Below are 26,303 nucleotides of genomic sequence, written 5' to 3'. Positions count from 1 at the left end.
CGTAAAGAGATTTATAGGGCTTTATTGCAAAAATGTAATGCGATAGCAGAAAAAATATTTTGAAGCACAATGCTCGAAATTTTAAGGATGAAACAACAAGCTTTCTTCTTAGATGAGTTTGCTGTGAGTGAGACACGGAGAATTACAACCTTATAAAAACAGAAGAAATGATAAAGGGACCTGCAAAAAATATGTGTTAGAAGAAAAGGGGGCTGTATGTTTCTAAATGAAGATAATTTCTTACCTTAAGGAAAATCAAATTAGTGTTGGTGTAATCCAAGATAAAAAAGTGATTGATGTTAGTGCCCAATTTCCCGACGTCTTATCAATAATTAAAGCAGGTAGTGAAGGAATAGAGAGAATTAACAAGATCTTAAATTCTAACCCTGAACAAAAGGTGTTAAAAAGTGAGAATTTATTATCACCAATAACTAAATTGGAAAGAAACGTTATTTGTGTGGGATGGAACTACCTAGAGCATTTTAATGAACGTACCCGTCAAGATATTAATCTCCCGGATAAACCGACGATTTTCACAAAAGCGACAAGCACTGTAGCTGGTCCTTATGAAGACATTCCTTATCCTGAAAACTTCACCAATCAATTAGATTATGAAGCAGAGCTTGCTGTTGTCATTGGACGTGAAGGAAAACATATTTTGGAGGAAGAAGCTTCCGATTATATTTTCGGATATATGTGTGCGAATGATTTATCTGCAAGGGATGTTCAGCAATCTCATGGTGGTCAATGGTTTATGGGGAAAAGCATGGATAAGTCTTGTCCTTTAGGTCCGTGGCTCGTAACAAAAGATGAAATAACTGATGTTCAAAGCTTGGATATTTATTGTAAAGTCAATGGTAAAACTGTTCAATCTAGTAATACAAGCCTTATGATCTTTCCTATAAATAGAATTATTGCTGACATTTCAAAAGCAATGACAATAATGCCTGGAGACATTATTCTCACGGGGACACCATCAGGCATAGGTTTGAAACAAAACCCGCCAATGTTATTAAAAAAAGGAGATGTCGTAGAAGTACATATTCCTGAAATTGGAGGCATCAAAAACCAAATTGTTGCGGAAAATGTCCTTTAATAAAAGGTTAACCTAATATTCTTAGTTTTATTTTAGAATTATTATAACTTTAACGAGGTGAAAATATGTTGGATCATAAAATAGATAACAGTAAACTCGGGGTTAAAAGAAGGAAGGACTTAACAGTTGAAAAAACAAAACATTTGAACATTTCGATAAAAACGGGTGTTGTTGGAGAAAAAATATGGATGGGCCATACGGCATTTGAGCCCGATGCTAAATCTAGTGCGCAACACCATGAACAATCCGATACTGTTCATTATGTATTAAAAGGGAATGGGATCTTTTTTTACGGGGAAAACTTCGGGAATTCTGTAGAGTTGAGTGAGGGTGATTTCATTTATATACCACCTTATCACACGTACATCTATAAAAATGCAAGCAGCACTAAATCACTTGATATTGTTACAACAATGGCTCCGGACTACCAGGTAGTAAATGTAGATGAAAACGAAGAGGTTGAAATTCCAAAAGATATTAAAGATGGGGAAGGGGTTTCAATCGTAAGAGCATCAGACTTAAATGATTTAACTAATCAAACGAAAAACATGCCTCGGAAAACCGCTGTTCAGGCACCAAATCTTTGGATTGGACGTGTAACTGGGGAACCGTCCAAGGATTCTGGAGCACACCATCATGGAGAGGCGGAGACAGCGGGATTCATTATTAGCGGCACAACTCAAATCTTATATGGTGAAAATTATGAAACCTATGAAGAACTTAACCCTGGCGATTTCCTTAGAGTCCCTACATTTTTGCCGCATATTGAACGAAATGTGAGCAATCTCGAGCCAGTAGAGTTTTTGACTGCGCGTAATCCAAGAAACATTGTAGTCAACTTAAAATAGCTAACAGTATCTAAATAATTTATAAGGTCATAATGAAAAATATTTAATATTAATATTGATATTTCAACATTGTATTAAAGGCTTTAAAGCAAAAAGAGGTAGTAACTGCATCGCTTGAATTGAATTGAATTTCCATTAAAAGCATGACATAGATCAACGAATAGATTACATAGGAGGGAATATAATTGCCGTTTCCTAAAAAAGTAAAGATACGTGAAGTAGGGCCTCGTGAGGGCATGCAGATTGAAAAGACGCCTGTAGCTACTGAGGATAAGATTCGATTAGTTGATTTACTGTCCGAATGTAACCTTCCTGTGATTGAAGTTACTTCATTTGTGAGTCCTAAATGGGTTCCAGAAATGGCTGATGCAGAGTTGGTGGCTGCAGGATTTAAAAGACGCCCAGGTACAGAGTACCAATGCGTATACCTTAATTCTAAAGGAATTGAGAGAGCTCAAGCTACAGGTAAATTTGATTTGGAAGGCGTAATTAGCATAACTGCAAGCGAAACGTTTTCAAAAAAGAACACAAATCGTTCGATAGAAGAAACCTTTGAAGAAATGAAAGATCGTATTGCTGTTCTGGGAGAGTTTAATGTTCCAGTCAGCACACTTGCTGTAATGACAGCCTTTGGTTGTAACTATGAAGGGGACGTTGATCCAAAGCATGTAATTAAATTAATCGACCGAGCAATAAAAAAAGCCAATGATGATGGTGTTGATCCAGAATATATCCTTCTTGGGGATACAGTCGGGTGGGCCAATCCGGTTTCTGTCGAGAATCTTGTCGGACAAGTCCAAGATAGATGGCCAGATAAAAAGATTAATTTGCATTTACATGACACTCGAGGTATGGGATTAGTAAATGCCTTTATTGGATTGAAAATGGGAGTTAGCTATTTTGATGCTTCGGTAGGTGGATTAGGAGGGTGCCCATTCGGTGGATTTAAGGGTGCTGCTGGAAACATCGCTACAGAAGACCTGGTTCATATGTGTCATGAGCTAGGGATTGAAACCGGTATTGACTTGGAAAAACTTGTCGAGGTAACTAGAGAAGCAGAAAAAATACTCGGTCGCGAACTTCCAAGCAAGGTGGCTAAAGGAAGAACCCTATCCTCTTATAGACATAATATCTTAGTTTAACCTGAGAGAAGTAATAAATTCTGAAAATACAAGTCGACTAAGTTAAGAGGTCTGTTTGGATCTAGTGAACTACTCAATTAAGAAGTATCAGGAGGCATTTAATATGGAAAAAATAGATGATAAAATATTTGAAAATTCGAAAGAAACAAAAATTTCGTCAATAGACGGTAAAGTATATGAGAAATTAAAAGAAATAAAAACGTCATCAAATCGTCCCTACTATGAGAAATTAAAAGCACAAGGAAAGATGTTTGTTCGTGATAGAATTGAATATTTAGTTGATAAGGACAGTATGGAGATTGAAGATGGAGTATTTGCTCGTTGTAATGATGAACAGTTTTTACCTGGTGATGCCGTAGTTACCCTTGTTGCTAAAATAAATGGCCGTTCTGTTGCGATCATTGCTAACGATCTAACTGTAAAAGCCGGAACTTGGGGTACCAAGACCATAGAAAAAATTATGCGAATGCAGGAACTTGCGGAAAAAAGAAAAATCCCTCTAATATATATGATTGATTCAGCGGGCGCTCGCTTAAATGAGCAATTTGATACATTTATTGATCGAAGACATGCAGGCAAAATCTTTTATAATACGGCGCGAATCTCGGGGGTTGTTCCACAAGTTTCACTTGTTTTTGGTGCTTCGCCCGCAGGTAGTGCCTACCTTCCAGCATTATGTGATTTTGTTGTTATGGTAGATAAAAACGCAAGTGTTTATCTAGGTTCTCCACGAATGGCAGAAATGGCAACGGGAGAAAAGGTAACAATGGAAGAGATGGGCGGCGCCCGAATGCATAACCAAGTTAGTGGATTAGGTGATATGTTAGTTGAAACTGAACAGGAAGCTTTAGATGCCACGAAACAATATTTGGAATATATGCCTCAAAATTGGGGAGATACAGTGCCTTTAAAAGAAGCCATTGAGCCGGTCCCAGGTAAAAGTATTGAAGAGATTGTCCCAGAAAATCAACGTGTTCCAATGGATATGTATGAAGTGATTTACCGTATTGTGGATGCTGATTCTTTCTTTGAGTTTAAAGAACTATATGCTAAAGAGATGATCACTGGTTTTTGTAGAATCGGCGGAAGAGCGGTTGGAATTGTAGCCAATCAATCTAAAGCTAAAGGTGGGGTTATTTTCCCGGAATCAGCCGAAAAAGCTGCTCATTTCGTTTCCTTGTGTGATGCATATAATATCCCTTTACTATTTTTGGTTGATCTACCGGGCTTTATGGTCGGAAGTAAGGTAGAAAAAGAAGCAATTATTCGTAGAGGTGCAAGAATGCTATCAACAGTTGCTAATGCGACCGTTCCACGAATTTCAGTAATTATAAGAAAAGCTTACGGTGCTGGATATGTGGTAATGTCAGGGGCGTCTATGCAACCAGACGCGTGCATAGCACTTCCGCAAGCTCAGCCGGCTATAATGGGTGCTGAAGCAGCTGTTAATGCTATGTACTTTAATAAAATTCAGTCAATTGAAAATCCTGAAGAACGTCAGAAATTCATTTTAGATCAACGTGAAAAGTTTAATAGTGATATCAACGTATGGAGCCCTGCTTCACAATTGTTTATTGATGATGTTGTCCCGGGTGATCGACTACGGAAAGATCTTATAAATCGATACGAACTTTATTGTGAGAACAGAAATGTCTTAGAAGGAATTGCTGAAAAGAAAACAGTGGTTAGAAGGGGTTAAGCTATACCAATAAAAAAGAATTAATTGGGGGGGGGATAAAAATGGATTCTCTTATAAATAGAAAACAAACATTTGAGGAGAAAAGTAAAGAATGGACTCCTGAACCTGTTCATGAATTTTTCTTCCGCATGGCTGAAATATATAAAGATAATGATTACATTATTAGTCAGAAAAAGACTTGGACCTACTCCGATGTAAAGGAAAAAAGCAAGCAATTGGCGGCAGGATTAATTAACCTGGGGTTACAAGGTCATGAGCACGTTGCATTAATTTTTCCGAATCACCCAGAATTTATACTTTCAAAATTTGGTGTGGCTGCTGCTGGAGGCATTCTAGTCCCATTAAATTATCGTTTGAAAAAAGAAGAATTTAAATATTTAATTAACCAGTCAGATTCTTCTTATATTATTACCTTAGATGTATGGAATAAATTAAGCTATGTTTCAATGTTACAAGAATTATGTCCTGAGGTTTTCAAGGGGGAACAATCTGAAGAATTTCCGAATCTTAGGAAAATAATTGTTTATTCGCCAGAGGGGAAAAAATATCCAGGTACAATAGATTTTTATGATTTATTATCCTCTACAGAGAAGGCTCATGTAGAAGAGACAGTAAATAGTGTACAAAAGGGAGAGGTAAATGATGTTACAGATATTATGTATACATCTGGAACAACTTCTTTCCCAAAAGGTGCTCTTATTACACATGATATGATATGGCGCAGTGCACTAGGTAGTTGTATTAATCGTGGTTTTCAAGAGGGTAGGAAAATCTTTATACCGATACCTTTTTATCATTGCTTTGGTTACATTGAAGGCTTCATTGCTGTAAGTATGGTCGGAGGGGCATTAATTCCCCAAATTGATTTTAATGAATCTCATGCATTAGATATGATTGAGGAACATAAAGCTAATGATATTCTTTGCGTACCAACAATTAGCTTAAGGTTATTAGAAGCACAGAGGGAAAAAAACCGTAATCTTTCTAGTTTAAAAGCAATGTATTGTGCAGGTGCTGAGGTATCTACAAAAATGTGGAAAGACATAAAAGAAGTATTAAACATTGAAGAATTAATCACTGGTTACGGGATGACAGAATGTGCAGCTGGAGTTTTACAAACTCACCCAACTGATGATATTTCTTATCTCAACAAATACGTTGGCCGAGCTATTCCAGGCGGTCATGTCGGATTAAGTGATTTGAATGGTAATAGTATTCATTTTAAAGTCAAAGATATAGATACTGGTGAATATCAATCCTTCGGAATAGAAGGTGAACTGGTATGTAAAGGCCCGTTGGTCACAAGTGGATATTATAAGAAACACGAGGAAACAGCGAGATCCTTAGACGAACAAGGCTGGTTTAAAACTGGAGATTTAGCTGTCATTGATAAATCTGGATACATTTCTTTGACAGGAAGAATAAAAGAAATATATCGAATAGGTGCAGAGAATGTGGCACCTAAAGAAATAGAAGATGTACTTACCAGTCATGAAAAGATTAATCAAGCATATGTAATTGGTGTACCTGATGAGGTAATGGGGGAAGTAGGGTTGGCTTGGATTGTACTTGAGTCAAAAGTTTCATTAAGTGAGAAAGAAGTATTTGACTACACTTCAAATCATTTGGCCAAATTTAAAGTCCCAAAATATATTAAATTTATCCAAGACACGGATCTTCCTATGACCTCAAATGGAAAGGTAAAAAAGTTTAAATTGAAAGAATGGTTTGTTAATAAACAAGAAAAAATTCAATCGATATTTTAATAATTTACGAGGTGATAATATGGAAGTTTTATCAAATATGTCAGGAAGTGTATGGAAAATTGTTGTGAATAAAGGAGATAAGGTTAGTGCTAATCAAGAGGTTGTTATTTTAGAATCAATGAAAATGGAAATACCTATTACTGCCACTAGTGAAGGTGAAGTAGAAGAAATTATTGTAAATGAGGGCGATTTTATTAGTGATGGAGATGTAATTTTAAAGCTAAAATAATCCATGATATAGAAAGGTGAGCGCTATGTTTAAAAAAATCTTAATTGCAAACCGTGGCGAAATTGCTTCACGAATCATTCGGACTTGTCATTTAATGGGTATAAAGGCTGTTGCAATCTACTCAGAAGCTGACGCAGAAGCACCTCATGTCAAACTAGCTGATGAATCTTATCTGGTTGGTGGACCAAGGGTTAATGAAAGCTACTTAAATGTAAATAAAATTGTTGAAGTAGCAAAAAAGGCAAATGTGGATGCAATTCATCCAGGGTATGGTTTTTTGTCGGAAAATAGCTCCTTTGCTAAAGTATGCAAAGATAATGGGATGGTTTTTATTGGTCCATCTACAGATGTGATTGAAAAAATGGGTAGCAAAATTGAAGCAAGAAGGGCAATGGAAGCAGCAGGAGTTCCTATTGTTCCGGGAAATAGTACGCCTCTGTTTGCTTTAGAAGAGGCGGAAGTAAAAGCGAATGAGCTTGGATATCCTCTTATGCTTAAGGCATCCGCTGGGGGGGGCGGAATTGGAATGCAAGTAATTAATAATAATGATGAACTACAGAAGGCTTTTAGTGGAAGTCAAAAACGCGCAGCTGATTTTTTTGGCGATGGTGCTATGTTTTTAGAAAAATTAATTGGAAATCCACGACATATCGAAATTCAAATTCTAGCCGATAATGAAGGGAACACTATTTTTCTTGGGGAAAGGGAATGTTCAATTCAAAGACGTCACCAAAAGGTAGTTGAAGAGGCGCCTTCTGCATTTATTGATAATCAAACTAGAAGAGAAATGGGTGAAGCGGCCGTTAAAGCTGCTAAAGCAATTGGTTATAGCAATGCAGGGACCGTTGAGTTCATAATGGATGAAGAAAAAAATTACTATTTCTTAGAAGTGAATACTAGGTTGCAAGTTGAGCATCCTGTCACTGAGGAAATAACAGGATTGGATCTAGTAGAGCAGCAAATTAAAATAGCAAATGGAGAGTTTCTTGAATTTAGTCAATCAGATATTGAATTAAACGGGCATGCTATTGAAGTTAGAATTTATGCTGAAGATCCTGACACTTTTTTCCCGTCCCCAGGTAAAATCGTTAAATTTAAGTTGCCTTACAGTGAAAATATCCGTCACGAATTGGCAGTAGAAGAAGGGTCAGTAGTAACACCATTTTACGATCCGATGATTGGAAAATTGATTGTAAAAGGAAGAGATAGAAACGAGGCAATTAATAATTTAATTGATGCATTAGAAGGATATGAGATCGAAGGTATTAAATCTAATATTCCTATTTTGAAAAAAATTATTAATCATCCTGAGTACAAATTAGGAAATACGACCACCAATTTTATTAATAATTATTTAATTCATTCAAAACTCTAATGTAAGAGAAAACAGTTTCACCTTGTAAATAGTTGTTATTTTCAAGGTGAAACACATTATGAAATTATACAAATATTGAAGATTAGATTAAGGAGTGATCTTATTGTCTAAAAATAATGACATTATTTTGGAAATGCGTAATGGCGTAGCCACCGTAACATTAAACCGTCCAAAAGTTCATAATGCACTCTCCGGAGCAATGATGCTTGAATTTGTGCGTATTTGTGAGGAGCTATCAAAGGATGATGAAGTAAAAGTTGTAGTTTTAACTGGAGCAGGGGAAAAATCCTTTTGTTCTGGTGCAGATCTTGGTGGGATGGATAGTGACGAAGATAGTGTCATTGAATTTAAAAATCATGTTACAAAATATAAGAATTGTTTAATTGCTTTACATAAATTAAATAAACCTGTTATTGCTGCAATAAATGGATATGCATTAGCTGGGGGATTGGGATTGGCAGCTTCATGTGATCTTGCATATGCAACAGAGTCTGCTCAATTTGGTGCCCCAGAAATAAATGTAGGTTTATGGGGGATGATGATTAGTGCCCCGTTGGTAAAAGCTATTGGTTACAAAAAAACTCTAGAATTAATGTATACCGGTGATCGTATAAAGGCAGCTAAGGCAAAAGAAATAGGATTAATTAATGAGGTATTTACCGACGAAGACTTTGAAGAAAAGGTATATAACTTTGCAGAGAAATTAACAACAAAAAACCCTGTAGCCCTTAGTTACGGACGAGAAGCAATGTATATGATTCAGGACATGGAGTATGAGAAGTCTTTGACATATTTGCGCGATCAAGTTGTTGTATTAAGTCGAACAAAGGATTACAAAGAAGGGCTTACAGCATTCAAAGAAAAAAGAGATCCTGTTTGGACAGGGCGATAACTTGTTGGATTTCAAATACATGTTAAGAATATAATCACAAGTCAATGTATACCCCTGTGCGTATACATTCAGAATTAACCTATATGTAAATAAATGATAAATTAGTAAATTGATAATTATATTACTTTGTGTAAGGAATTAACAATTTAATTTATCAGTACTATTATTGAAAACCATTATTCTAAAAGGAGCGAAATAAATGGAACTCTACTTTGATGACTTTTCTCTAGGTGATGAAATGATTTCTCCGCGTCGAACAATTACAGAAACTGATGTTGTTCAATTCACAGGTCTGTCTGGTGATTTCAATGCACTACATATTGATGAGGAATTTGCTAAAGAAACCCCTTTTAAAACAAGGGTGGCCCATGGACTATTATCTGTTTCAGTAGTTACGGGGTTACAAGCAATGATGGGGAATGTTAATAACACAGCTCTTGGTCTTTTGGAGATTAATTGGACCTTTAAAAAAGGAGTAATTCCAGGAGATACAATTTATTCAAAATTTGTTGTTAAAGAAAAGAAAGAAACTTCAAAAAAAGATAGAGGCGTGTTAACCCGTAGTGTTTATGTCTACAACCAACGTAAAGAACTAGTTTCAGAAGGAGAAATTGTTCTATTAATGAAAAGAAAAATGTCTTCTCCTTCTTTAAGAATATAGATGGGTATTAAGCATATAGCGATAGATCAGTGAACAAGGACAAAGCATTCCGATGTATAGATACTCTTAGAAGTCAAAAAAATTTCCTATGAGGCAACAGCAACATACAGAATTTTCATAAATATGTAGTAATCCAAAGAAGTTTCTGAAAGCGTTTACCCTGTATCATGAAAAGCCCTTTGGATATTGACTTGTTAATACCGTAAAATTACAAGATTGCAGTTTGGAAGAAAGGAGAAACCCTAATGAAGCGATTAGAAAATAAAGTAGCTATTATAACAGGTGCTGCCAGTGGACAAGGAAAAGCAGAAGCTAAGCTATTTTCTAAGCATGGAGCAAAAGTAATTATAACTGATGTAGATGAAACAGGTCTTAGTAGAACTGAGAGTGAAATAAAAGATCTCGGTGGAGAAGTCGTTGCTATCAAACAAAATGTCTCTTCAGAAAAAGAGTGGGAACATGTTGTTGCCACTGCAATAGAGAAATTCGGAAAACTAGATATATTGGTCAATAATGCTGGTATTCTTTCAAGGAATGGATTAGAAGTCGCTTCTTTAAAAGAGTTTGAACAAATTCAATCTGTAAATACTCAAGGAACCTTCCTTGGTATGAAATATTCTGTACCGCTATTGAAAAAATCAGGTGGTGGATCAATTATAAACATTTCCTCTATTTATGGCTTAGTAGGTAGTGAAGGCTCTATAGCCTATCACGCTTCGAAAGGAGCAGTAAGGTTGATGAGTAAAGCTGCTGCAGTTGAATTAAGCAAAAGCTATATTAGAGTGAATTCTATACACCCTGGTGTTATTGAAACACCTATGAGTAATGATTTAGTGACGGATGACGGTCATCCTTTAAAGAAGAAAACTCCTTGGCCAGAACTCGGAAAACCTGAAGATATTGCTTATGGTGCTCTTTATTTGGCATCAGACGAATCCAAGTTTGTGACAGGTAGTGAGTTGGTAATTGACGGTGGATATACGGCGCAATAAATTCACGAAAACATTGAAGGTTAGCTGAAATATGGTGAGGGGGAAACAATATGATCGTAAGAATGGGTATTTTGCGGAAGTCAGAAAAACTTAATTCCGAGGAATTCCGAAAGCATTGGCTTGAAGTCCATGGTCCAATTGCCGCAAAGATCCCAGAGTTACAAAGGTATCAGCAGAATCATGTGATTGATTCTGAACAATTGGGCATTAACTTTCCTAGAAGTTCTCTTTCTGTTCATGGTTTTTCTCAACTTTGGTTTGATGATTTGTCGTCTATGAAACGCAGCTTTACAGCCGACACCGTTAATACACTTGCCAAAGATGAACAGAACTTCATAGGAGGTATGCAATTAATTTCATTGAAGCCAAATGAAGTAATACCAGTTGCCAATGACAAGCCGCTCATTAAAAGAATGTCACTTCTCAAACGTCGATCAGATATAGATATCGAGACGTTCGAACGTGAATGGGCAGAAGTTCATTCTCAACTTGTGAAAGCAATGCCTGGTGTTGCAGGGTATAAACAGAACTATGTTTTGGAACGAGATATTGAAAGAGTCAGGTCGGTAAATTATGAAGATGAATCAATTGATGGCGTCGTTGAACTTTGGTTCCAGGATACCAAAAGTTTAGAGTCTGCATTTGCTTCTGAAGCTGGACAAAAAACAATGGCTCATGCGAGAACTTTTATCGGAGAAATTACTACTTTTATTGTGCAAACACATCAAATTGTTTAATAAATACAAAATCATATTACATTAATTTTCGTAATTCAATTTAGTGAAATGAAGGGAGAAAAGATAATGAAAGCATTAACATTAACAGAATTTAGTAAAGATTTAGAAATTTTGAACCTGCCAGATCCGGAACTGACTGAAAACGGTGTAATTGTGAGAGTAGAGGCTAATGGGATTTGTCGAAGCGATTGGCATCTATGGAAGGGAGACTGGGATTGGATTGGATTAAACTTAGAACTTCCACATGTTATGGGCCATGAGTTTTCAGGTGTAATTGAAGAGGTAGGTAAAAATGTTACGAAATTTAAAAAAGGTGATAGAATTCTTGTTCCTCATGCACATGGAGATGGCACATGCGATTATTGTCAAAGTGGTTATAGCAATGTATGTGATAACGTAGTATTTGCTGGAACGAATTATTGGGGTGGATATGGTCGCTATGTTCATATCCCAGATGCAGATCGGAATCTTATACATTTAGCTGATAGCATTACATTTGAAGAGGCAGCTGGACTAGGCTGCAGATTTATGACTGCTTTTCATGGAATTATCGATCAAGCTCGCGTAAGTCCAGGCGAATGGGTTGCAGTTCATGGTTGTGGAGGTCTTGGACTTTCAGCAATCCACATAGCATCGGCTATTGGAGCAAAAGTAATTGCGGTTGATATTAATAACGAAGCTCTTAAACTAGCTAAATCATTGGGGGCGTCTGTTGTTATAAATGGAAAAGAAAAGGATGCAGTAAATGAAATTAAGGAAATTACAAAGGGTGGGGTACATGTCGCGGTTGATGCTTTAGGGATAGCATTGACTTGTCAAAATGCAATCAGTAGCTTAAGAAAAAGAGGACGTCTTTTACAAGTTGGGCTAACTTCAAAAGAAGAAAAAGGTATGATCGCACTACCAATTGATAATATCGTCCTTAGTGAGCTTTCAGTAATTGGCTCTGCTAATATGCCAATTTCTCGCTATCCAGATATGTTACGTATGGTTGAGAGTAATATTTTAAAGCCAGGAGCACTGATCACAAACACTGTAGGGCTTAAAGAAGCTGGGGAAATTTTAATGTCCATGGGAGATTTTAGTTCAGCTGGAGTAAGTGTACTTAACCGTTGGGAATAAATTAATGTTTTAAGAGCGAGCTTATGAAATAATGCAAAATTTAATGAAAAGGGCGGATTTTTAATATGAAAATGTTAATAAACGGTCAAAAGAAAGATGCATCTAATAACATCGTAATTGAAACGTTAAACATGGCTACTATGGAAGTAATTGACACAATTCCTGCTGGGACAATTGAAGATGCACAAGAAGCAATTGAGGCCTCTTTAGAAGGAGCTAAGATTTGGTCCACTACTCCTACCTATAAAAGAGTAGATATTATTAAAAAATTTGTGGGAAATTTAAGAAGCAATTCTGAAGAATTAGCACAGCTACTATGTGTAGAAAGCGGTAAACCTCTTGCTCATGCACAAAATGAACTTGCGACAGCTGCAAGGATTTTTGAAGGATTTGCTGAAGAATCAAAAAGATTATTTGGACAAACTATTCCACTAGACATTCAACCTGGCTTAGAAAGTGATTTTCTTTTAACAAAACGGGAACCGTTAGGAGTTATTGTTGGTATCTTAGCATTTAATTTTCCAGCAGAACTTTTCGCACAGAAGGTCGGAGCTGCTTTAGCCTCAGGAAATGCAATAATCGTAAAACCACCAGAGGATGATTCTCTTACTTGTATTCGCATGGCTGAAATGCTGTTAGAGGCTGGAGTCCCAGGCAATGTTCTGCAAGTTGTAACAGGATATGGTGAAGTAGTTGGAGATTATTTGTCAAAGAGTCCTCAAGTTAACGCAATTAGTTTTACAGGGAGTAGTAGAGTAGGAGAAATCATTTCTCGGAATGCTTCCAAAAATATTACAAGGACTTTCTTAGAACTAAGTGGAAATGATGCCTTTACGGTTTTTGAAGATGCTGATATTGATTTAGCTTTAGAGCATGCAGTAATGGGAAGGTTATATGGAAATGGTCAAGTATGTGTATCTACTAAAAGAATTTTAGTAGAAAAATCACGATTTAATGAGTTTAAAGAGAAATTAATTGAAGTTGTATCTATTAAAAAATACGGAGATCCACTAGATAATAATAGTGATATTGGTCCAGTTATTAATGTTAAAGCCGCAGAACACATTGAAAGTCAAATAAACAACGCTGTTTCTAATGGTGCTAAGCTACTTCTGGGCGGAAAGAGGAAGGATGCTTTTGTTGAACCAACAGTTTTAGAAGCTAGTAAACATATGGATATAGCAAAAGATGAAGAAATATTTGGCCCTGTATTTTGTCTAATACCTTTTGAAGGTATCGATGAAGCTATAGAGATTACAAACAGTTCTTCTTTTGGATTAGGTGGAGCAGTATTTACGAAGGATATTTATAAAGCTATGGAAGCCGCAAATCGAATTGAAGCTGGAATGGTTTCCATAAACGGTGGAAATTGTTACAGACCAGATTGCAGCGCATTCGGTGGATATAAGAAAAGCGGAATTGGCAGGGAAGGAACGGCTTACACAATGGAAGAATTCACGCAGATTAAAAATATAGTTCTTAGAGGGGTCATGTCTCATTTTAGTTGAGAAATTAAAATAAACTGGTCTAAGAGTTAAAAGGGAATTATTTGAATATTGTTCAATAGAATATCATCCGAATTATTCAGAGAGTTTCACTGAATAATTCGGATTAAAACATAATGCAAATTCTTTTCTCACATTTATTTCAACACTAAGTTGGTGATCGGTTCAACACTGAAAATTGAAAGGGGGGATTTATGTAAGTTAATACTAGAAAAAAATATGGCCACAACTTTCGAATCTGTTTTTTAAAGAAATACCATTTTAGCAGATTTGTTTTTACTTGTGGTTGTTTTGTCAAACCCGAAGTTTTAAACGTCAAAAAATATAAAAAAATGTTTTACAGAAAATTGCAGTTATAGGGAAAATTGCTTGCGCTGTAACATTCAAAAATGAATGGTAGTAATTTTGGTTTGTCAGTTGGATCAATAGTATCTTTAAACACTGTGTTAGGTGTTAATCTTTATGACCAGTTGGTCTCATGTTGTTAATTGTTATATATTTTGACAAACATTTAAACATCAGAAATGAAAAAAGTCTCATCTATAATAGAGGAAAATTATTATATTTTTCGTAATAAATTTCAGAAAATTCAAAATTTAATATTTTAAGGAGGTGAAAGCGTAAGAATTCGCAAAAGTGTATTCTCAACTCTATTTTTAAAGATATTCGAAAGGATGGGAAAAAATGAGTAAGTTGTTCACTTCTTATCAAATCAAAAATTTGATACTTAAAAATCGGATTGTAATGTCACCGATGTGTATGCATTCATCAATGAATGAGGATGGAAAAGTTAATGACTTTCATATTCATCACTATGTGAGTCGCTCGCTAGGTCAAGTAGGACTGATTTTCTTGGAATCTACTTCAGTTGACTCTCAAGGGAGAATCTCGGTAACAGATTTAGGCATTTGGAATGATAAGCATGTATCGGGATTGAAAGAAATAGTTAAGGCAGTACACGAGAATGATGCGAAAATTGGGATTCAGCTAGCTCATGCTGGCAGAAAGGCAATAGTACCTGGACCTATTATTTCAGCATCTCCAATCTCATTTCCACAAGAGGGGATGAAGGTACCTCAAGAAATGTCTGCTATGGATATTCAGAGAATCATTAATGACTTTAAGAAAGGAGCATTGAGAGCTAAAGAAGCAGGGTTTGATGTAATTGAATTACACGGCGCACATGGATATTTGATACATCAATTCTTATCTCCATTGTCAAATAAAAGGACTGATGAATATGGAGGTGTACGAGAAAATAGGTATCGTTTCTTAAGAGAATTAATACATGAAGTAAAAAGTGTTTGGGATGGACCATTGTTTGTACGTATCTCTGCAAATGAATATCATAAGGACGGCAATACAATAGAAGATTATATTTACTACTCTAAGAAAATGAAGGAACAGGGAGTAGATCTGATTGATGTTAGTTCAGGAGCTATTATTCCAAATAAAGTTGAATCATATCCAGGATACCAGGTTCCGTTAGCTGAACAAATTAAGAGAGCTTCAGGTATACCAACAGGTGCAGTTGGTCTTATATTAAATGGAGTTCAAGCAGAAGAAATATTAAGAAATGATAGAGCAGACTTAGTATTTATTGCTAGAGAGTTGTTAAGAAATCCCTTTTGGCCATTGCAAGCAGCGAGAGATTTAGGAACTTCTATTGAATCTGCAAGACAATATAGTATGGCTTGGAAAGAAGTGTTACCCAAGAAAAAAGACAATGACTTAGGAAAAAGATGGGCTACGGGGAGAGAGACATTAATGCCCATTAAAGAATAGTCAGTAGTATATAAAACTTACTATTGATTAATGTATTATAGAATTTTATTTCAATAGCTCACTGGAGAATATGAAAAGGCAAATATTGAACCTGGGGGAAATATATTATGTCTTGAAAGCGCTTCCGTAAAAAGGCTGTTTGAGGATATTTCTTATTGTTTGCGCAAAGAAGAAGTATTTGGACTAGTGCCTGTTGAGCAAACAGTGGATATTGCTAAACTGTCGCCTGAGAATGTAAATGAACTAGAAAAATAGATTGGGAAATTAATCTATTATACCTGATGATTATGAATAATATTCCACAAAACTTCCTGATAACGAAATTAATCAAATTGTGGACTCAATCGGTTTCAAAGATACTGCGCGAAAACTGAACACTCATGCTAATTTGCTACTTACCTTTATGTTAATGCAAAATGCTATTAAAGTGCTTGTATTAGGAGGTTAAATTTGATGCAAATAGAAAATGAAAATTCAATAGGCACAGGGATATTAAAAAGTTATCGTTGGCAGGTAATAGCGCCAATGATGTTAGTGATGTATATGTTTGCTTATTTGGATCGAACAAATATTTCATTCGCTTTATCTGGAATTGAAGAATCATTTGCTGTCACTTCATCGGTAAGCGGTTTTATAACAGGAATTTTCTTTATTGGTTATATGATTTTACAAGTTCCTGCAGGTCACTTGGCCAGTCATAAAAGTGCGAAACGAAACATTTTAATTCTAGGTATACTGTTAGGTGTGTTTTCCTCTCTGCAAGGCTTTGCAAATAATATTACTATATTTATCATTATGCGTTTTTTACTGGGAGTAGCCGAAGGCGGAATGCTTCCTACAATGTATGTTCTGGTTAATAACTGGTTTCCTGCAAGAGAGCGGGGGCGTGCAACCAGTACTTTCATGCTTTATCAAGCACTGGCTCCCTTAGTGATGTCCCCTGTCTCCGGATATATGGTCGCCTCCCTTAACTGGGCGGAACTTCCGGGCTGGAGATGGATGTTTATCCTCCAAGGAATTCCAGCTGTTATTTTTGCTATCGTTTTTTATATTGTGGTGCCAGACCATCCGAAGTGGGCAACAAGTAAAAAGTTTTCTGAACAAGAAAGATTATATCTTCTAGCCGAATTAGATAGAGAGGCAAAAGAAGAAAAAGTTGTAAAAGAGAAAACATACTGGAAGGCAGCGTTGAATTCAAGTTTTATTTTGACAACATTGGCCTGGCTGGGGATGGTAATTGGAAATTACGGTATTTTTATGTGGATGCCCGTCATTATAGAAAAAACATCAAGTTTAGGATATACAGCGATTGGTTTTATTTCTATGCTGCCATGGATAGCAGCTACGGTAGGAATGATTGCAGTAGGAATAATAAATGATAAATGGAGAAATAGAAAAGGGCTGTTAGCGATTCTTCAAACCATGTCAGGAGTATCGATTCTACTTTTGCTGGTTGTTTCTACCGTAAACTTCTGGCTGACCATCTTATTCCTTACTATTGCAGTAACAGGTGCAGTATCGGCATCGGCCGTTTATCTTTCATCATTATCGGATTTAATACCTTCCGGTTTACTTGGTGGATTAACAGGTGTTTTTTCTGCTGTAGGGAATTTAGGGGGATTTATAGGACCGGTAGTTGTAGGTGCGTTAATGTCTAAAGCTAGTCAAACTGGAGGAAGTGAACTTAACGGTGGAATGGGATTTATAGCTATTGTTTATTTTATTGCCGCTATTCTTATTTTATTTGTAAAGTCCCAGAAGAAAAAGGATATGGGAAAAGAGTATAAAGTAACTGCGAAGGAAGGGTAAGAGAGTTGCTTTTTTTATGTACCTCTCTTATGAAATATTTTGAGAATTATAGAGAGGATGTGCCATATGATCGCAAGTATATGTATTTTACGAAAGAAAGAGGAACTTTCTATCAAAACTTTCAGAAATCATTATCTGGAGGTTCATGGTCAGATCGTTGTAAAGATTCCAGGATTGCATAGGTACGAACAATATCATGTGGGTGAGTCTACACAGCCCACTGGGCTTGGTGACCAAGATTATCCTAGAAACTATAATCAAATAGACGCTTTTTCTAAGCTCTGGTTTGATGACCTGTCTTCAATGGAGACTGCTTTAAAATCAAATGTTATGAAGGAACTCGCTGACGATGGAAAGCAATTTATTGCAGACTTACAAACAGTTGTAACTAAGCAGAATATAGTGGTACCTACAGTAAGCGATAAGGGGTTCTATAAGATGATCCAACTTCTCAAGCGTCCCTCAGGGGTTAGTCCTGAGAAATTTAAGCATGAATGGTGTAAAGTTCATGCAGAAATGGTTCCGGATACACTGCCGGGTGTTTTAGGTTATACGCAGAACCTGGTCATCGATCGAAGTATCGGTGGTAAATCAGTTTCATATGAAGAACTGCCTGTTGACGGGATCGTTGAACTTTGGTTCAAGGATAAAGATAGTATGGAGTCTTCCTTTTCTGCTCCAACTGCGCTGAAGGCCATAAACCACGCAAAAATTTTTATAGAAGAAATAACGACTTTCACGACAGAAACTCATCGAGTCTTCTAAATCTAAACAATCTAATTTTTTGATTGTAAATAAAGTGGAAATCATTAGAGGGAGGGAACATCAAAAATGTCAAATTTTAACGAATCATTAACAGGGGAAAAACTCAGCCTGGAACAAAGACTGACCCGGCTTGAGGATATCGAGGCAATCAAACAGCTTAAGTACCAATACGCAGGCTACTGCGATAACCAATATAATCCGGATGGGATTGCTTCTTTATTTACCGATGATGGACATTGGATCGTAACGGGTGTTGGGGGCGAGGCTACTGGTCATGAAGAGATGAAGAAACATTTCACTGCTTTGGCTAAGGACATTGTTTGGGCTTTGCACTACGTTTTGGCACCCGAAATCGATGTGGCTTCGGATGGAAATAGTGCTACCGGCAAGTTTTATCTGCTATGCCTCTGCAGCATTATTCGTGAAAATGACAGGTCCCAAAAGGACGCCGTCATCTTAACTGGAAACTATGTTGATCAGTTCGTCAAGATTAATGGAAAGTGGTACTTTAAGGAACTCAGCGGCGTTATCCACCAGGCATCGCAGTGGACTGAGGGGTGGGTTCGTCAGCAGTGGCTCGGTTAAAGCAGTTGCGAACGTGTCCCTTTCCAATAGGACATGCTCAACACCTCCTTAAGTGCCTCATCTAGTAGGAACGGCTATGCAATTTGAATGTTTAATAAATATTAATAAAATAATTTAGTATTATCAATGCATACCTCACTTAATTTTTTAGTTGAGGTATGCATTTTTACGTACGGTTTTAAAAGATCTAGACAGTAACTTAATCTGAGATTTAAAGTGTTACCTTATATTAATGAATGTCTTGCGGCATCTAATATTTATTATACATACGATTACATTGGACCGTTCATCAGTTGAACGATTTGGAAATAGCGGCGAGCAAGTAATGATAAGCCACATTTATCCGAAACCAAGCTGCAATAATCCTTTTTACTTAACACAATAATTTTTTTAGGTCGAAATAATGACAAAAATATGTTTCAATACTGGACACTCCCTTCTTATTTGAGACAGTTTTTAAACAACTGTATTAAATTGATACGTACTATACTAACTTATGTTTATTCAACTTTATCCCTTTTAATTATTTATCCCATATTAATAAGCATTTTTAATGTTTTTTTATGTTGGCACGTTATTTGCAATATAAAAGGTGAGTGATTTCATTTTGGGTTTACGAGAAAGGAGTTAATAATATGGAAAATAATTAAATAAAAGCACTTTAATGCGGAGCTTTAGGATTAGAAAAAGATGCATTGCTAACCGATGGAAGATAAATGATCACAACAAGGAGAAACCATGTGAATGGTACGTATGTCCCTCCTTTACTTACGTTTGATTATCCGAATGGTAAAACACTTTTTGATGCATCGATTTGGAGAAACTGGTAGGAAAAATGGCCTCAAGAATAGCAGGATGGAGCAGAGTATAATCCTTCGGATGAAGAATTTTTTCGAATCACGCTTAAAACAGTTGAATCTGGACACTAGCCATCTACATTGTAATCATGCAGGGAATGCGTGTCTTTTTGCGGAAACAGATACAGAAGTCCTAGTCCAAGAAAAAGAATTGACCTACTTTATCCAATTAGAGGCTGAAAGAAAGAAGGCTCATAACTTCTTTTTCTTCAGACTATTTTGTAAGCGGTATCAAATATATAATTCCTTATGGAGAGCAGGAAATTCGTGCAATTAGCCTTCCTGGGCATACCTTGGCCATGATTATAATGTAATTGCCATCCACTGAAAGTAGAGAAAAAGCTGAGAATATGGCCTGTGGCACAGTACGACTAACTGAAAAAGTTGTAAGGGAATTTGAATTGTAATTTCATATTGAAAAGGAAAATGCATGAAATAAAAAGTCCTAAATTTAAAAATCAGGCGGTGGAAATAAAAATGGGTCGTTTACAAGATAAAGTAGTAATTATTACAGGAGCTGCAACTGGCATGGGTCAGGCTGTAGCAAAATTATTTGCTAAAGAAGGAGCAGTAGTAGCAGTTACAGATATTAATGAAGAATTAGGAACAAAAACTGCTGAAGAGATTCAAATGAACGGTGGACAAGCACAATTTTGGAAATTAAATGTTGCTGTGGAAAGTGATGTGGAAATCATTTTCAAAAATATATATGAAACGTTTGGGAAAATTGACATTTTAATCAACAATGCAGGGGTTCTTGGTATCGATAAGCCTACTCATGAAGTGGAAGAGCAAGAATGGGATAATGTATTTGCGGTAGATGTAAAAGGGGTATTCTTTGGAACCAAGCATGTCATTCCGTATATGAAGAAAAATAAAAAAGGAAGCATTGTTAATTTTTCTTCCATTTATGGACTAGTAGGATCTCATGAACTTGCTCCATATCATGCTGCAAAAGGAGCCGTGACCATTATGACTAAAAAAGATGCAGTTACATATGGAAAAGACAAAATTCGTGTAAACTCCGTTCATCCAGGTACAATATTAACGCCTCTCGTTAAAGAATTTGCATCAAGAGGTGAAGGCGGGTTCGAAGCATATGAAAAAGTAATGGTAAAGAAACATCCAATTAATAGTCTGGGTGAACCAGAAGATGTAGCATATGGCGTATTGTTCTTAGCGTCAGATGAATCGAAGTTTGTTACAGGGGCACATTTAGTTATTGATGGTGGTTATACCGCACAATAACAAGTAATTAAGAAAAAGAGTTATGAATTATGAGAAGATTCACTGCACAAGTAGTTTTAATACTAGTGCTGCTCAAAGAATGGGGAAAGCTCAAGCATTTGCTAATGAAGGAGCTAAAGTGATAGCTGTTGATTTGAAAAATGAAGCAGGTACTAATGAAGCCGTTTCGGGTGATGAAAAGTAGTAAAGTGGATTGATAATGTAAAGTACGTTTTAGAAAAGCCGTTTATGCTAACGTAGCTTTGTTTAAAGCTTGGAAAGCTGATAAGAATGGGTACTTCATTTATTACAAGACGGTCAGAAACTTTAACACGGTAATGGCGATAGCGGCAGATATTTGAATAACTTAGGTAGATGAAGATGAGATGTTTAGGAATTCATAAAGCAAATTATTTAAAATTAAAACCTTTAGGCGCCTTTTAAGAAAGTTCGAGATTAATGGATGAAAATGTTAAAAAAGTTCCTAAAGAATTATGCATTGGATTAACTTGCTGAAAGAAGGGTGATTGTGTGGATAATAATTTACAAGTGGCAACTCCCGAATACACGGACAAGCATGAACTGATTATTCAATTAGAGAAAACCCCATTATACAGTTGGTGGGTATTGGTGGTAAGCTTACTATGCTTTATGACATCTTTTATCAGTTTAGCTATGACCTCTGTGTTTGGAACTATTATCCAACAAGATTGGGGAATTAGTGCGACAAAGCTTTCACTTTTAACAACAGCTTTTATGTTTACGTTTACTGTGGTCCCAATATTCGCAGGGAATTGGGCTGCAAGAATCGGCGTTAAGAAGATTGTTTTGATCGGTATGCTTATAAATATTCTTTCAGCTTTGCTGCTGCCTGTTGTAGGTCAAGCTTTTGGCGGTCTTCTCTTTTTAAAGCTTCTTCAAGGATGTACAGGGGGGTTAATGAATTCTACTCTTGCTGCCCATGCATCACTTTGGTTCCCTAAAAATAAACGTGGTCTTGCAACGGGTATATTAATGGGGTTCCTCGGTATCGGATTTACTTTAGCTTCATTTATTGGGCCCATTCTCCTGCAAAGTGGAATGACCTGGCAAATGGCTAATTTATGGATGGTTTTCGTTCCAAGCTTCGTTAGCGTATTACTATTTCTCTTTACGGTGAAAGACTTTCAAAAGGCCTATCCTTTTGTCAAATCCATGGATGATTTTCTTCCACCTGTTGCAGAAAATAAAAAATCAACGAGGTTCGATCATTTACCAAAGCCGGGCAATATGAAAGAAGTAATGAGAAACCGTCGTGTTTGGTTTTCAGGCATTTACGGTGCCGGTACGGCAGTAACTCTCTACGGACTAACTTATGCTTTACCATTGTATCTAGAGCAATCTAGAGGCTTAAGTTTGGTTGTAGCATCTTCAATTTTAGGAACCACATTTTTCTTTAAATTAGTAGCAGCACCCATCGGAGGAATGCTTTCGGATAAAGTATTCAAAAGCGAAAGATATCAAACAAATGTGATAGGAGCTCTTTTAGCAGGTACTTTGATTTTATTATTGCCTACAGTACCCAATAGCATCTTGACTATTTACCTCTGTATTATGTTTACTGCAGCATCTCTTTATGGTGGAACTTATTGGACATGGGCTCCAGAATTATCCCAACCTCAGGCAACCTATCAGACCGGTGGTTTTATTGTCACAATTTCAAACATCGGAGGTCTGGTCATTGCACCTATTTTAGGAATAATTATTGATACAACAGGAAGTGTAACAATGGCAATGGCCTTTATTGGGGTTGTTACTTTAGTAAGCATAATCGCTGCCTATTTTTCAAAAATTTAAAGTGTTAAATAGCATAACAGTATTAATGGAGGTCGTATATGACCTCCATTAATACTGTTACAGGGCAAGTTGAAAGTGCTGTATTAAATAAAACATTTAATTCATGAGCATCTTCAAATATATTCTGAATCAGTTATTGTTCAATTTCCTCACCTCTATGATAATGAGAAAGTTTTTTGAATGCTGTAAAATGTGAAGGTTTGATTCTGTTCAGGTGTTGCTTAATTTCTAAATCAAGCGAAATAACTTGTCCATCGTTTAGGAAGATTTTTGACTTAAACAACCTTCAAAGTCCGGCATAAAATTGATGGACAAGTTATTTTATTGGATAACCTGTCCTTTGGTGATACTGTATTTTTCCATTTTACGGTATAGCGTAGCACGAGAAATTTGCAGTTCTTTTGCTGTTTTTGTAAGATTTCCATTATAGTAATGAAGAACCCGTAAAATTTCTTTTCGTTCTATCTCATCGATAGTACGTAAACCACCCTTATTTTCTGTTGGCATTACAGTGTGCTTATCATCATCTAACATATCAAGAACACCCTCTAAAGCGATTGTGTCCTGAGTAGCTAATACAACTAATCGATAGATATTATTTTCAAGTTCTCTTACATTTCCACGCCAAGGATAAGTACCTAAATACTCTAATACTTCTTTGGTTAATGAAACATTTTTTTGTTCTTGATGATTATATAGGGTTAGAAAATAGTTCACGAGCTGGATAATATCATCTTTTCCGCGTTCGCTTAAAGTTGGGAGCCTTAAGTTAACAACGTTTAATCGAAAATACAAATCTTCACGAAATTGCTTTTTACTTACTGCTTCGAGGAGATCTACATTTGTAGCAGCGATCACTCGCACATCGGTAGGTATGGGATTTTTCCCACCTAAACGATAAAACTCTTTTTCTTGTAGTACCCTTAATAAATAAACTTGATGTTCTAATGGTAGTTCCCCGACCTCATCGAGAAAAATTGTCCCTTTGTTGGCTAACTCAAATTTTCCCTTTTGTCCTCCTTTTTTAGCACCTGAAAAAGCACCATCTTCAAATCCAAAAAGTTCACTGCCAATTAATTCTTTTGGAATAGCACCACAATTAACCGCTACAAATGGTTTTGTTTTCCTTTCGCTCTTTTGGTGTATTGCTCTGGCAAACATTTCTTTTCCTGTACCAGTTTCGCCTAAAATCAATATATTGGGTTGACTTGTAGCTACTTGTTTTGCTTTTTGAATTGCTTTTTGGAAAAATGGGCTGCTTCCAATTAATTCATCAAAAGAAGAAGCTTTTTTTTGTATGAGTTTGTCTGCCTTTCTTCCTATAGGATACATTTTTAAAATCCAACCAATAAACTCACCGTTATCCCAAACGCGTTTTAAAATAATACGAATTTCCAGGCCATTTGGAAATGTATCATAAAATTCAATTTCAGGTTCATTCGTTTTCATATATTTTTTGAGATTTAGCAATCCTAAAGCTTTAACTAAATTTCTAGTCGGCTCCTGTTGTAAACTCTTCCCTAAAAGGAGAAGAGCTTGTTCAGAACAACGGATGATTTGTTCATCCTTATTAATAGCTAGTATAGAATTAGCACCTTGAGATAATTGGCTAATGTAGTAATCTATTAATGTGGATTCTTGTTTTAGATAATGTTTCTCTAATCTTTCCTCAATAGCGTACACACTAGCCTGCACTAAACCAAACGTATGAGGTGTAAATATTTCTTGAGGTCCAGTAATATCTAGAACACCGATAATTTTGTTAGTTTTATTATTGTGTATAGGAATGGCAAAGCAACTGATGTCATGAAAAAGTGCACAAAAATGTTCGGCACCGGAGACAAATATAGGCCGATCATGATCTAAGGCTAATGAAATAGCATTTGTACCGATTAATTGTTGATTCGCTATTGCACCAGGAGCGATACCAATCATCTCTAGCCGCTTTCTAAGTGAATGATCACCAAAAACTTTTAGCAACATAGCATCTGAGTTAAAGTATTCAATAATAGAAGAAGAAGATTCTAAATAGTTTTTAAGTTGTTCAATAGTCTCGTCAGCTGTACTCAAAAATAAATTGTTATTGTTTACGTAATTTTCATAACTATTATAGTCAACAGGGTGACTAGAAATAAACGGATCTATATTTTGCTGCTTACTATAGATCCATGACTGCGTTATATAATGAGAAAGCTGATTATCGACAACACCATCATTTATAAAATTTTCCCAAGACTTACGTACCCTTTTTTGATTAGTTGTAAGATTAAATCCTGCCATGCTCTTTTTGTGCCTCCTTATGTAAACGCTTTAAAAAGGAAAATTAAATAATAGCTAGGTAAGGTAATAAGAAATTTATTTTTGTTAAAATATTCAAAATATTTATCTATATATAATTATATATGGAATACGGAACATTACAATAAAATGATTTTAAATTAAGAATCACGTACTTCTATAACAACAGCAACAGCTCTTGCACGATCATAGCACCGACCAAAACTTCTCCAAATAGATTAAATGGGAACAGGCAATCATTTAATTTGCCTAGCCTAAAAGTGAAAAATCTCTAGATATTTTTGTAAGGGCATTCGAAAAAAGTCATTTTATTGTGTTAGTAAAAGTACACTTTTCAAAACTATTTTGATTTTTAATCAGCTTAAAAAACATGTTATCAAGATATTATGAGCATTATATTGACATATCTATAAAAATAGATATAATAACACCTATGGAACCTTTATTAATATACAAAGCTTTGTCTAACGAAACACGTCATCAAATTTTACATTGGCTAAAGAATCCCGCCGAGCATTTCGAGGTACAGTGTCATATTCCTGAAGATGTTGATTTTAAAATTGGGGTATGTGTTGGAGATATACAAGCAAAGGCTGGAATGGCGCAGTCTGTGATCTCTGGTTATTTATTAACCATGCAAAAAGCTGGGTTATTAGAATCTGAACGAGTAGGACAGTGGACGTATTATCGACGAAACGAGAAGACCATTCGTCAATTTACTGAATATGTTCAAAATGAATTATAAAAGGGAGGTGCTTTTTTTTAAAAATATACATCTATATTTCTAGATATATATATAAAATGATATTACTCATGCCTTTAAAGACATGGATGTTGTAATTTTTACAGCCGGTTCAGGTGGAAATACTGGCGCTGACAAGACAATAATATTTGATTTGTGGGGAGCAATAAAAGCTGTAAACCTTGTCGAACAATTTATTATTAAGCATTTTGTTCAATTTAGTGCCACTAATATTTAAATCCTGATGAGGCAATTGAGAAAATGAGACCTTATGTTGTAGCAAAGCATGTGTTAGATTTCTATTTGAAACAATCTTCACTTGATTATACAATTAT

General features: G+C 35.9%; 21 protein-coding genes and 1 pseudogene. 21 read left to right on the top strand and 1 reads right to left on the bottom strand.

Going from position 1 to position 26,303, the window contains the following annotated elements; all coding sequences use genetic code 11:
• Positions 1-226 precede the first annotated feature (226 nt).
• From NYE63_RS16010 to NYE63_RS15915, 20 genes and pseudogenes are all read left to right on the top strand, one after another.
• Positions 227-1,096 carry a fumarylacetoacetate hydrolase family protein gene (locus NYE63_RS16010; protein ID WP_342601856.1) on the top strand — a complete coding sequence of 290 codons (870 nt, stop codon included), beginning with the start codon at positions 227-229 and terminating at the stop codon, positions 1,094-1,096.
• 65 nt (positions 1,097-1,161) lie between these two features.
• Entirely contained in the window at positions 1,162-1,944 is a 783-nt protein-coding gene (locus NYE63_RS16005) for a cupin domain-containing protein (protein ID WP_342601855.1), read from the top strand.
• Positions 1,945-2,129: 185 nt separating this feature from the next.
• Positions 2,130-3,086, top strand: coding sequence for a hydroxymethylglutaryl-CoA lyase (locus NYE63_RS16000; protein WP_342601854.1), 957 nt, complete (start codon positions 2,130-2,132; stop codon positions 3,084-3,086).
• 103 nt (positions 3,087-3,189) lie between these two features.
• A complete protein-coding gene (locus NYE63_RS15995; RefSeq protein WP_342601853.1) occupies positions 3,190-4,785 on the top strand; it encodes an acyl-CoA carboxylase subunit beta in 1,596 nt (531 codons plus the stop codon).
• A 41-nt stretch (positions 4,786-4,826) separates the two neighbouring features.
• On the top strand, positions 4,827-6,551 hold the full coding sequence (locus NYE63_RS15990; RefSeq protein ID WP_342601852.1) for a class I adenylate-forming enzyme family protein: 1,725 nt from the start codon (positions 4,827-4,829) through the stop codon (positions 6,549-6,551).
• A gap of 19 nt (positions 6,552-6,570) precedes the next feature.
• Positions 6,571-6,780: an acetyl-CoA carboxylase biotin carboxyl carrier protein subunit gene (locus NYE63_RS15985; protein ID WP_342601851.1), complete on the top strand. Its 210-nt coding sequence runs from the start codon at positions 6,571-6,573 to the stop codon at positions 6,778-6,780.
• 25 nt (positions 6,781-6,805) lie between these two features.
• Positions 6,806-8,155, top strand: a complete 1,350-nt coding sequence (locus NYE63_RS15980; RefSeq protein WP_342601850.1) for an acetyl-CoA carboxylase biotin carboxylase subunit — start codon at positions 6,806-6,808, stop codon at positions 8,153-8,155.
• A 103-nt stretch (positions 8,156-8,258) separates the two neighbouring features.
• Complete coding sequence (locus NYE63_RS15975; protein ID WP_342601849.1) at positions 8,259-9,047, top strand: enoyl-CoA hydratase/isomerase family protein; 789 nt, start codon at positions 8,259-8,261, stop codon at positions 9,045-9,047.
• 199 nt (positions 9,048-9,246) lie between these two features.
• A complete protein-coding gene (locus tag NYE63_RS15970) occupies positions 9,247-9,708 on the top strand; it encodes a MaoC/PaaZ C-terminal domain-containing protein (RefSeq protein WP_342601848.1) in 462 nt (153 codons plus the stop codon).
• Between the two features lie 245 nt (positions 9,709-9,953).
• Positions 9,954-10,700, top strand: a complete 747-nt coding sequence (locus NYE63_RS15965; RefSeq protein WP_342601847.1) for a glucose 1-dehydrogenase — start codon at positions 9,954-9,956, stop codon at positions 10,698-10,700.
• Between the two features lie 50 nt (positions 10,701-10,750).
• A complete protein-coding gene (locus NYE63_RS15960; protein ID WP_342601846.1) occupies positions 10,751-11,437 on the top strand; it encodes an EthD family reductase in 687 nt (228 codons plus the stop codon).
• A gap of 66 nt (positions 11,438-11,503) precedes the next feature.
• The gene (locus NYE63_RS15955) at positions 11,504-12,559 is read left to right on the top strand and encodes a zinc-dependent alcohol dehydrogenase family protein (protein WP_342601845.1); all 1,056 of its coding nucleotides are present in this window, start codon (positions 11,504-11,506) and stop codon (positions 12,557-12,559) included.
• Positions 12,560-12,624: 65 nt separating this feature from the next.
• Complete coding sequence (locus NYE63_RS15950; protein WP_342601844.1) at positions 12,625-14,067, top strand: aldehyde dehydrogenase family protein; 1,443 nt, start codon at positions 12,625-12,627, stop codon at positions 14,065-14,067.
• A gap of 681 nt (positions 14,068-14,748) precedes the next feature.
• A pseudogene (gene namA / locus NYE63_RS15945) lies at positions 14,749-15,762 on the top strand (NADPH dehydrogenase NamA); the annotation flags it as partial.
• 540 nt (positions 15,763-16,302) lie between these two features.
• Complete coding sequence (locus tag NYE63_RS15940) at positions 16,303-17,658, top strand: MFS transporter (protein WP_342605788.1); 1,356 nt, start codon at positions 16,303-16,305, stop codon at positions 17,656-17,658.
• Positions 17,659-17,724: 66 nt separating this feature from the next.
• Entirely contained in the window at positions 17,725-18,423 is a 699-nt protein-coding gene (locus NYE63_RS15935) for an EthD family reductase (RefSeq protein ID WP_342601843.1), read from the top strand.
• 66 nt (positions 18,424-18,489) lie between these two features.
• The gene (locus tag NYE63_RS15930) at positions 18,490-19,008 is read left to right on the top strand and encodes a nuclear transport factor 2 family protein (protein ID WP_342601842.1); all 519 of its coding nucleotides are present in this window, start codon (positions 18,490-18,492) and stop codon (positions 19,006-19,008) included.
• Between the two features lie 1,283 nt (positions 19,009-20,291).
• Positions 20,292-21,113 (top strand): glucose 1-dehydrogenase, encoded by an 822-nt coding sequence (locus NYE63_RS15925; RefSeq protein WP_342601841.1) that lies wholly within the window; start codon positions 20,292-20,294, stop codon positions 21,111-21,113.
• Positions 21,114-21,135: 22 nt separating this feature from the next.
• Positions 21,136-21,297, top strand: coding sequence for a hypothetical protein (locus NYE63_RS15920; RefSeq protein WP_342601840.1), 162 nt, complete (start codon positions 21,136-21,138; stop codon positions 21,295-21,297).
• 326 nt (positions 21,298-21,623) lie between these two features.
• A complete protein-coding gene (locus NYE63_RS15915) occupies positions 21,624-22,928 on the top strand; it encodes an MFS transporter (RefSeq protein WP_342601839.1) in 1,305 nt (434 codons plus the stop codon).
• A 321-nt stretch (positions 22,929-23,249) separates the two neighbouring features.
• Here NYE63_RS15915 and NYE63_RS15910 read toward each other — a convergent pair whose 3' ends face one another.
• The gene (locus tag NYE63_RS15910; RefSeq protein WP_342601838.1) at positions 23,250-25,208 is read right to left on the bottom strand and encodes a sigma 54-interacting transcriptional regulator; all 1,959 of its coding nucleotides are present in this window, start codon (positions 25,206-25,208) and stop codon (positions 23,250-23,252) included.
• 451 nt (positions 25,209-25,659) lie between these two features.
• On the opposite strand from NYE63_RS15910, the gene NYE63_RS15905 reads away from it, so the two are divergent.
• Positions 25,660-25,971, top strand: coding sequence for a helix-turn-helix transcriptional regulator (locus tag NYE63_RS15905; RefSeq protein ID WP_342605785.1), 312 nt, complete (start codon positions 25,660-25,662; stop codon positions 25,969-25,971).
• Positions 25,972-26,303: the final 332 nt, after the last annotated feature.

It is taken from the genome of Peribacillus sp. FSL E2-0159, from assembly GCF_038643155.1.
GTDB lineage: Bacteria > Bacillota > Bacilli > Bacillales > DSM-1321 > Peribacillus > Peribacillus simplex.
The sequence above is the reverse complement of the archived record's forward strand: the minus strand, read 5'-3'. Positions and strand labels throughout refer to the sequence as shown.

Coding starts and splice junctions, on each gene's coding strand:
- NYE63_RS16010 (WP_342601856.1), top strand. CDS start 227: ATGAAGATAATTTCTTACCTTAAGGAAAATCAAATTAGTGTTGGTGTA.
- NYE63_RS16005 (WP_342601855.1), top strand. CDS start 1,162: ATGTTGGATCATAAAATAGATAACAGTAAACTCGGGGTTAAAAGAAGG.
- NYE63_RS15995 (WP_342601853.1), top strand. CDS start 3,190: ATGGAAAAAATAGATGATAAAATATTTGAAAATTCGAAAGAAACAAAA.
- NYE63_RS15990 (WP_342601852.1), top strand. CDS start 4,827: ATGGATTCTCTTATAAATAGAAAACAAACATTTGAGGAGAAAAGTAAA.
- NYE63_RS15985 (WP_342601851.1), top strand. CDS start 6,571: ATGGAAGTTTTATCAAATATGTCAGGAAGTGTATGGAAAATTGTTGTG.
- NYE63_RS15980 (WP_342601850.1), top strand. CDS start 6,806: ATGTTTAAAAAAATCTTAATTGCAAACCGTGGCGAAATTGCTTCACGA.
- NYE63_RS15970 (WP_342601848.1), top strand. CDS start 9,247: ATGGAACTCTACTTTGATGACTTTTCTCTAGGTGATGAAATGATTTCT.
- NYE63_RS15965 (WP_342601847.1), top strand. CDS start 9,954: ATGAAGCGATTAGAAAATAAAGTAGCTATTATAACAGGTGCTGCCAGT.
- NYE63_RS15960 (WP_342601846.1), top strand. CDS start 10,751: ATGATCGTAAGAATGGGTATTTTGCGGAAGTCAGAAAAACTTAATTCC.
- NYE63_RS15955 (WP_342601845.1), top strand. CDS start 11,504: ATGAAAGCATTAACATTAACAGAATTTAGTAAAGATTTAGAAATTTTG.
- NYE63_RS15950 (WP_342601844.1), top strand. CDS start 12,625: ATGAAAATGTTAATAAACGGTCAAAAGAAAGATGCATCTAATAACATC.
- NYE63_RS15940 (WP_342605788.1), top strand. CDS start 16,303: ATGCAAATAGAAAATGAAAATTCAATAGGCACAGGGATATTAAAAAGT.
- NYE63_RS15935 (WP_342601843.1), top strand. CDS start 17,725: ATGATCGCAAGTATATGTATTTTACGAAAGAAAGAGGAACTTTCTATC.
- NYE63_RS15930 (WP_342601842.1), top strand. CDS start 18,490: ATGTCAAATTTTAACGAATCATTAACAGGGGAAAAACTCAGCCTGGAA.
- NYE63_RS15925 (WP_342601841.1), top strand. CDS start 20,292: ATGCATGAAATAAAAAGTCCTAAATTTAAAAATCAGGCGGTGGAAATA.
- NYE63_RS15920 (WP_342601840.1), top strand. CDS start 21,136: ATGAATTATGAGAAGATTCACTGCACAAGTAGTTTTAATACTAGTGCT.
- NYE63_RS15910 (WP_342601838.1), bottom strand. CDS start 25,208: ATGGCAGGATTTAATCTTACAACTAATCAAAAAAGGGTACGTAAGTCT.
- NYE63_RS15905 (WP_342605785.1), top strand. CDS start 25,660: ATGGAACCTTTATTAATATACAAAGCTTTGTCTAACGAAACACGTCAT.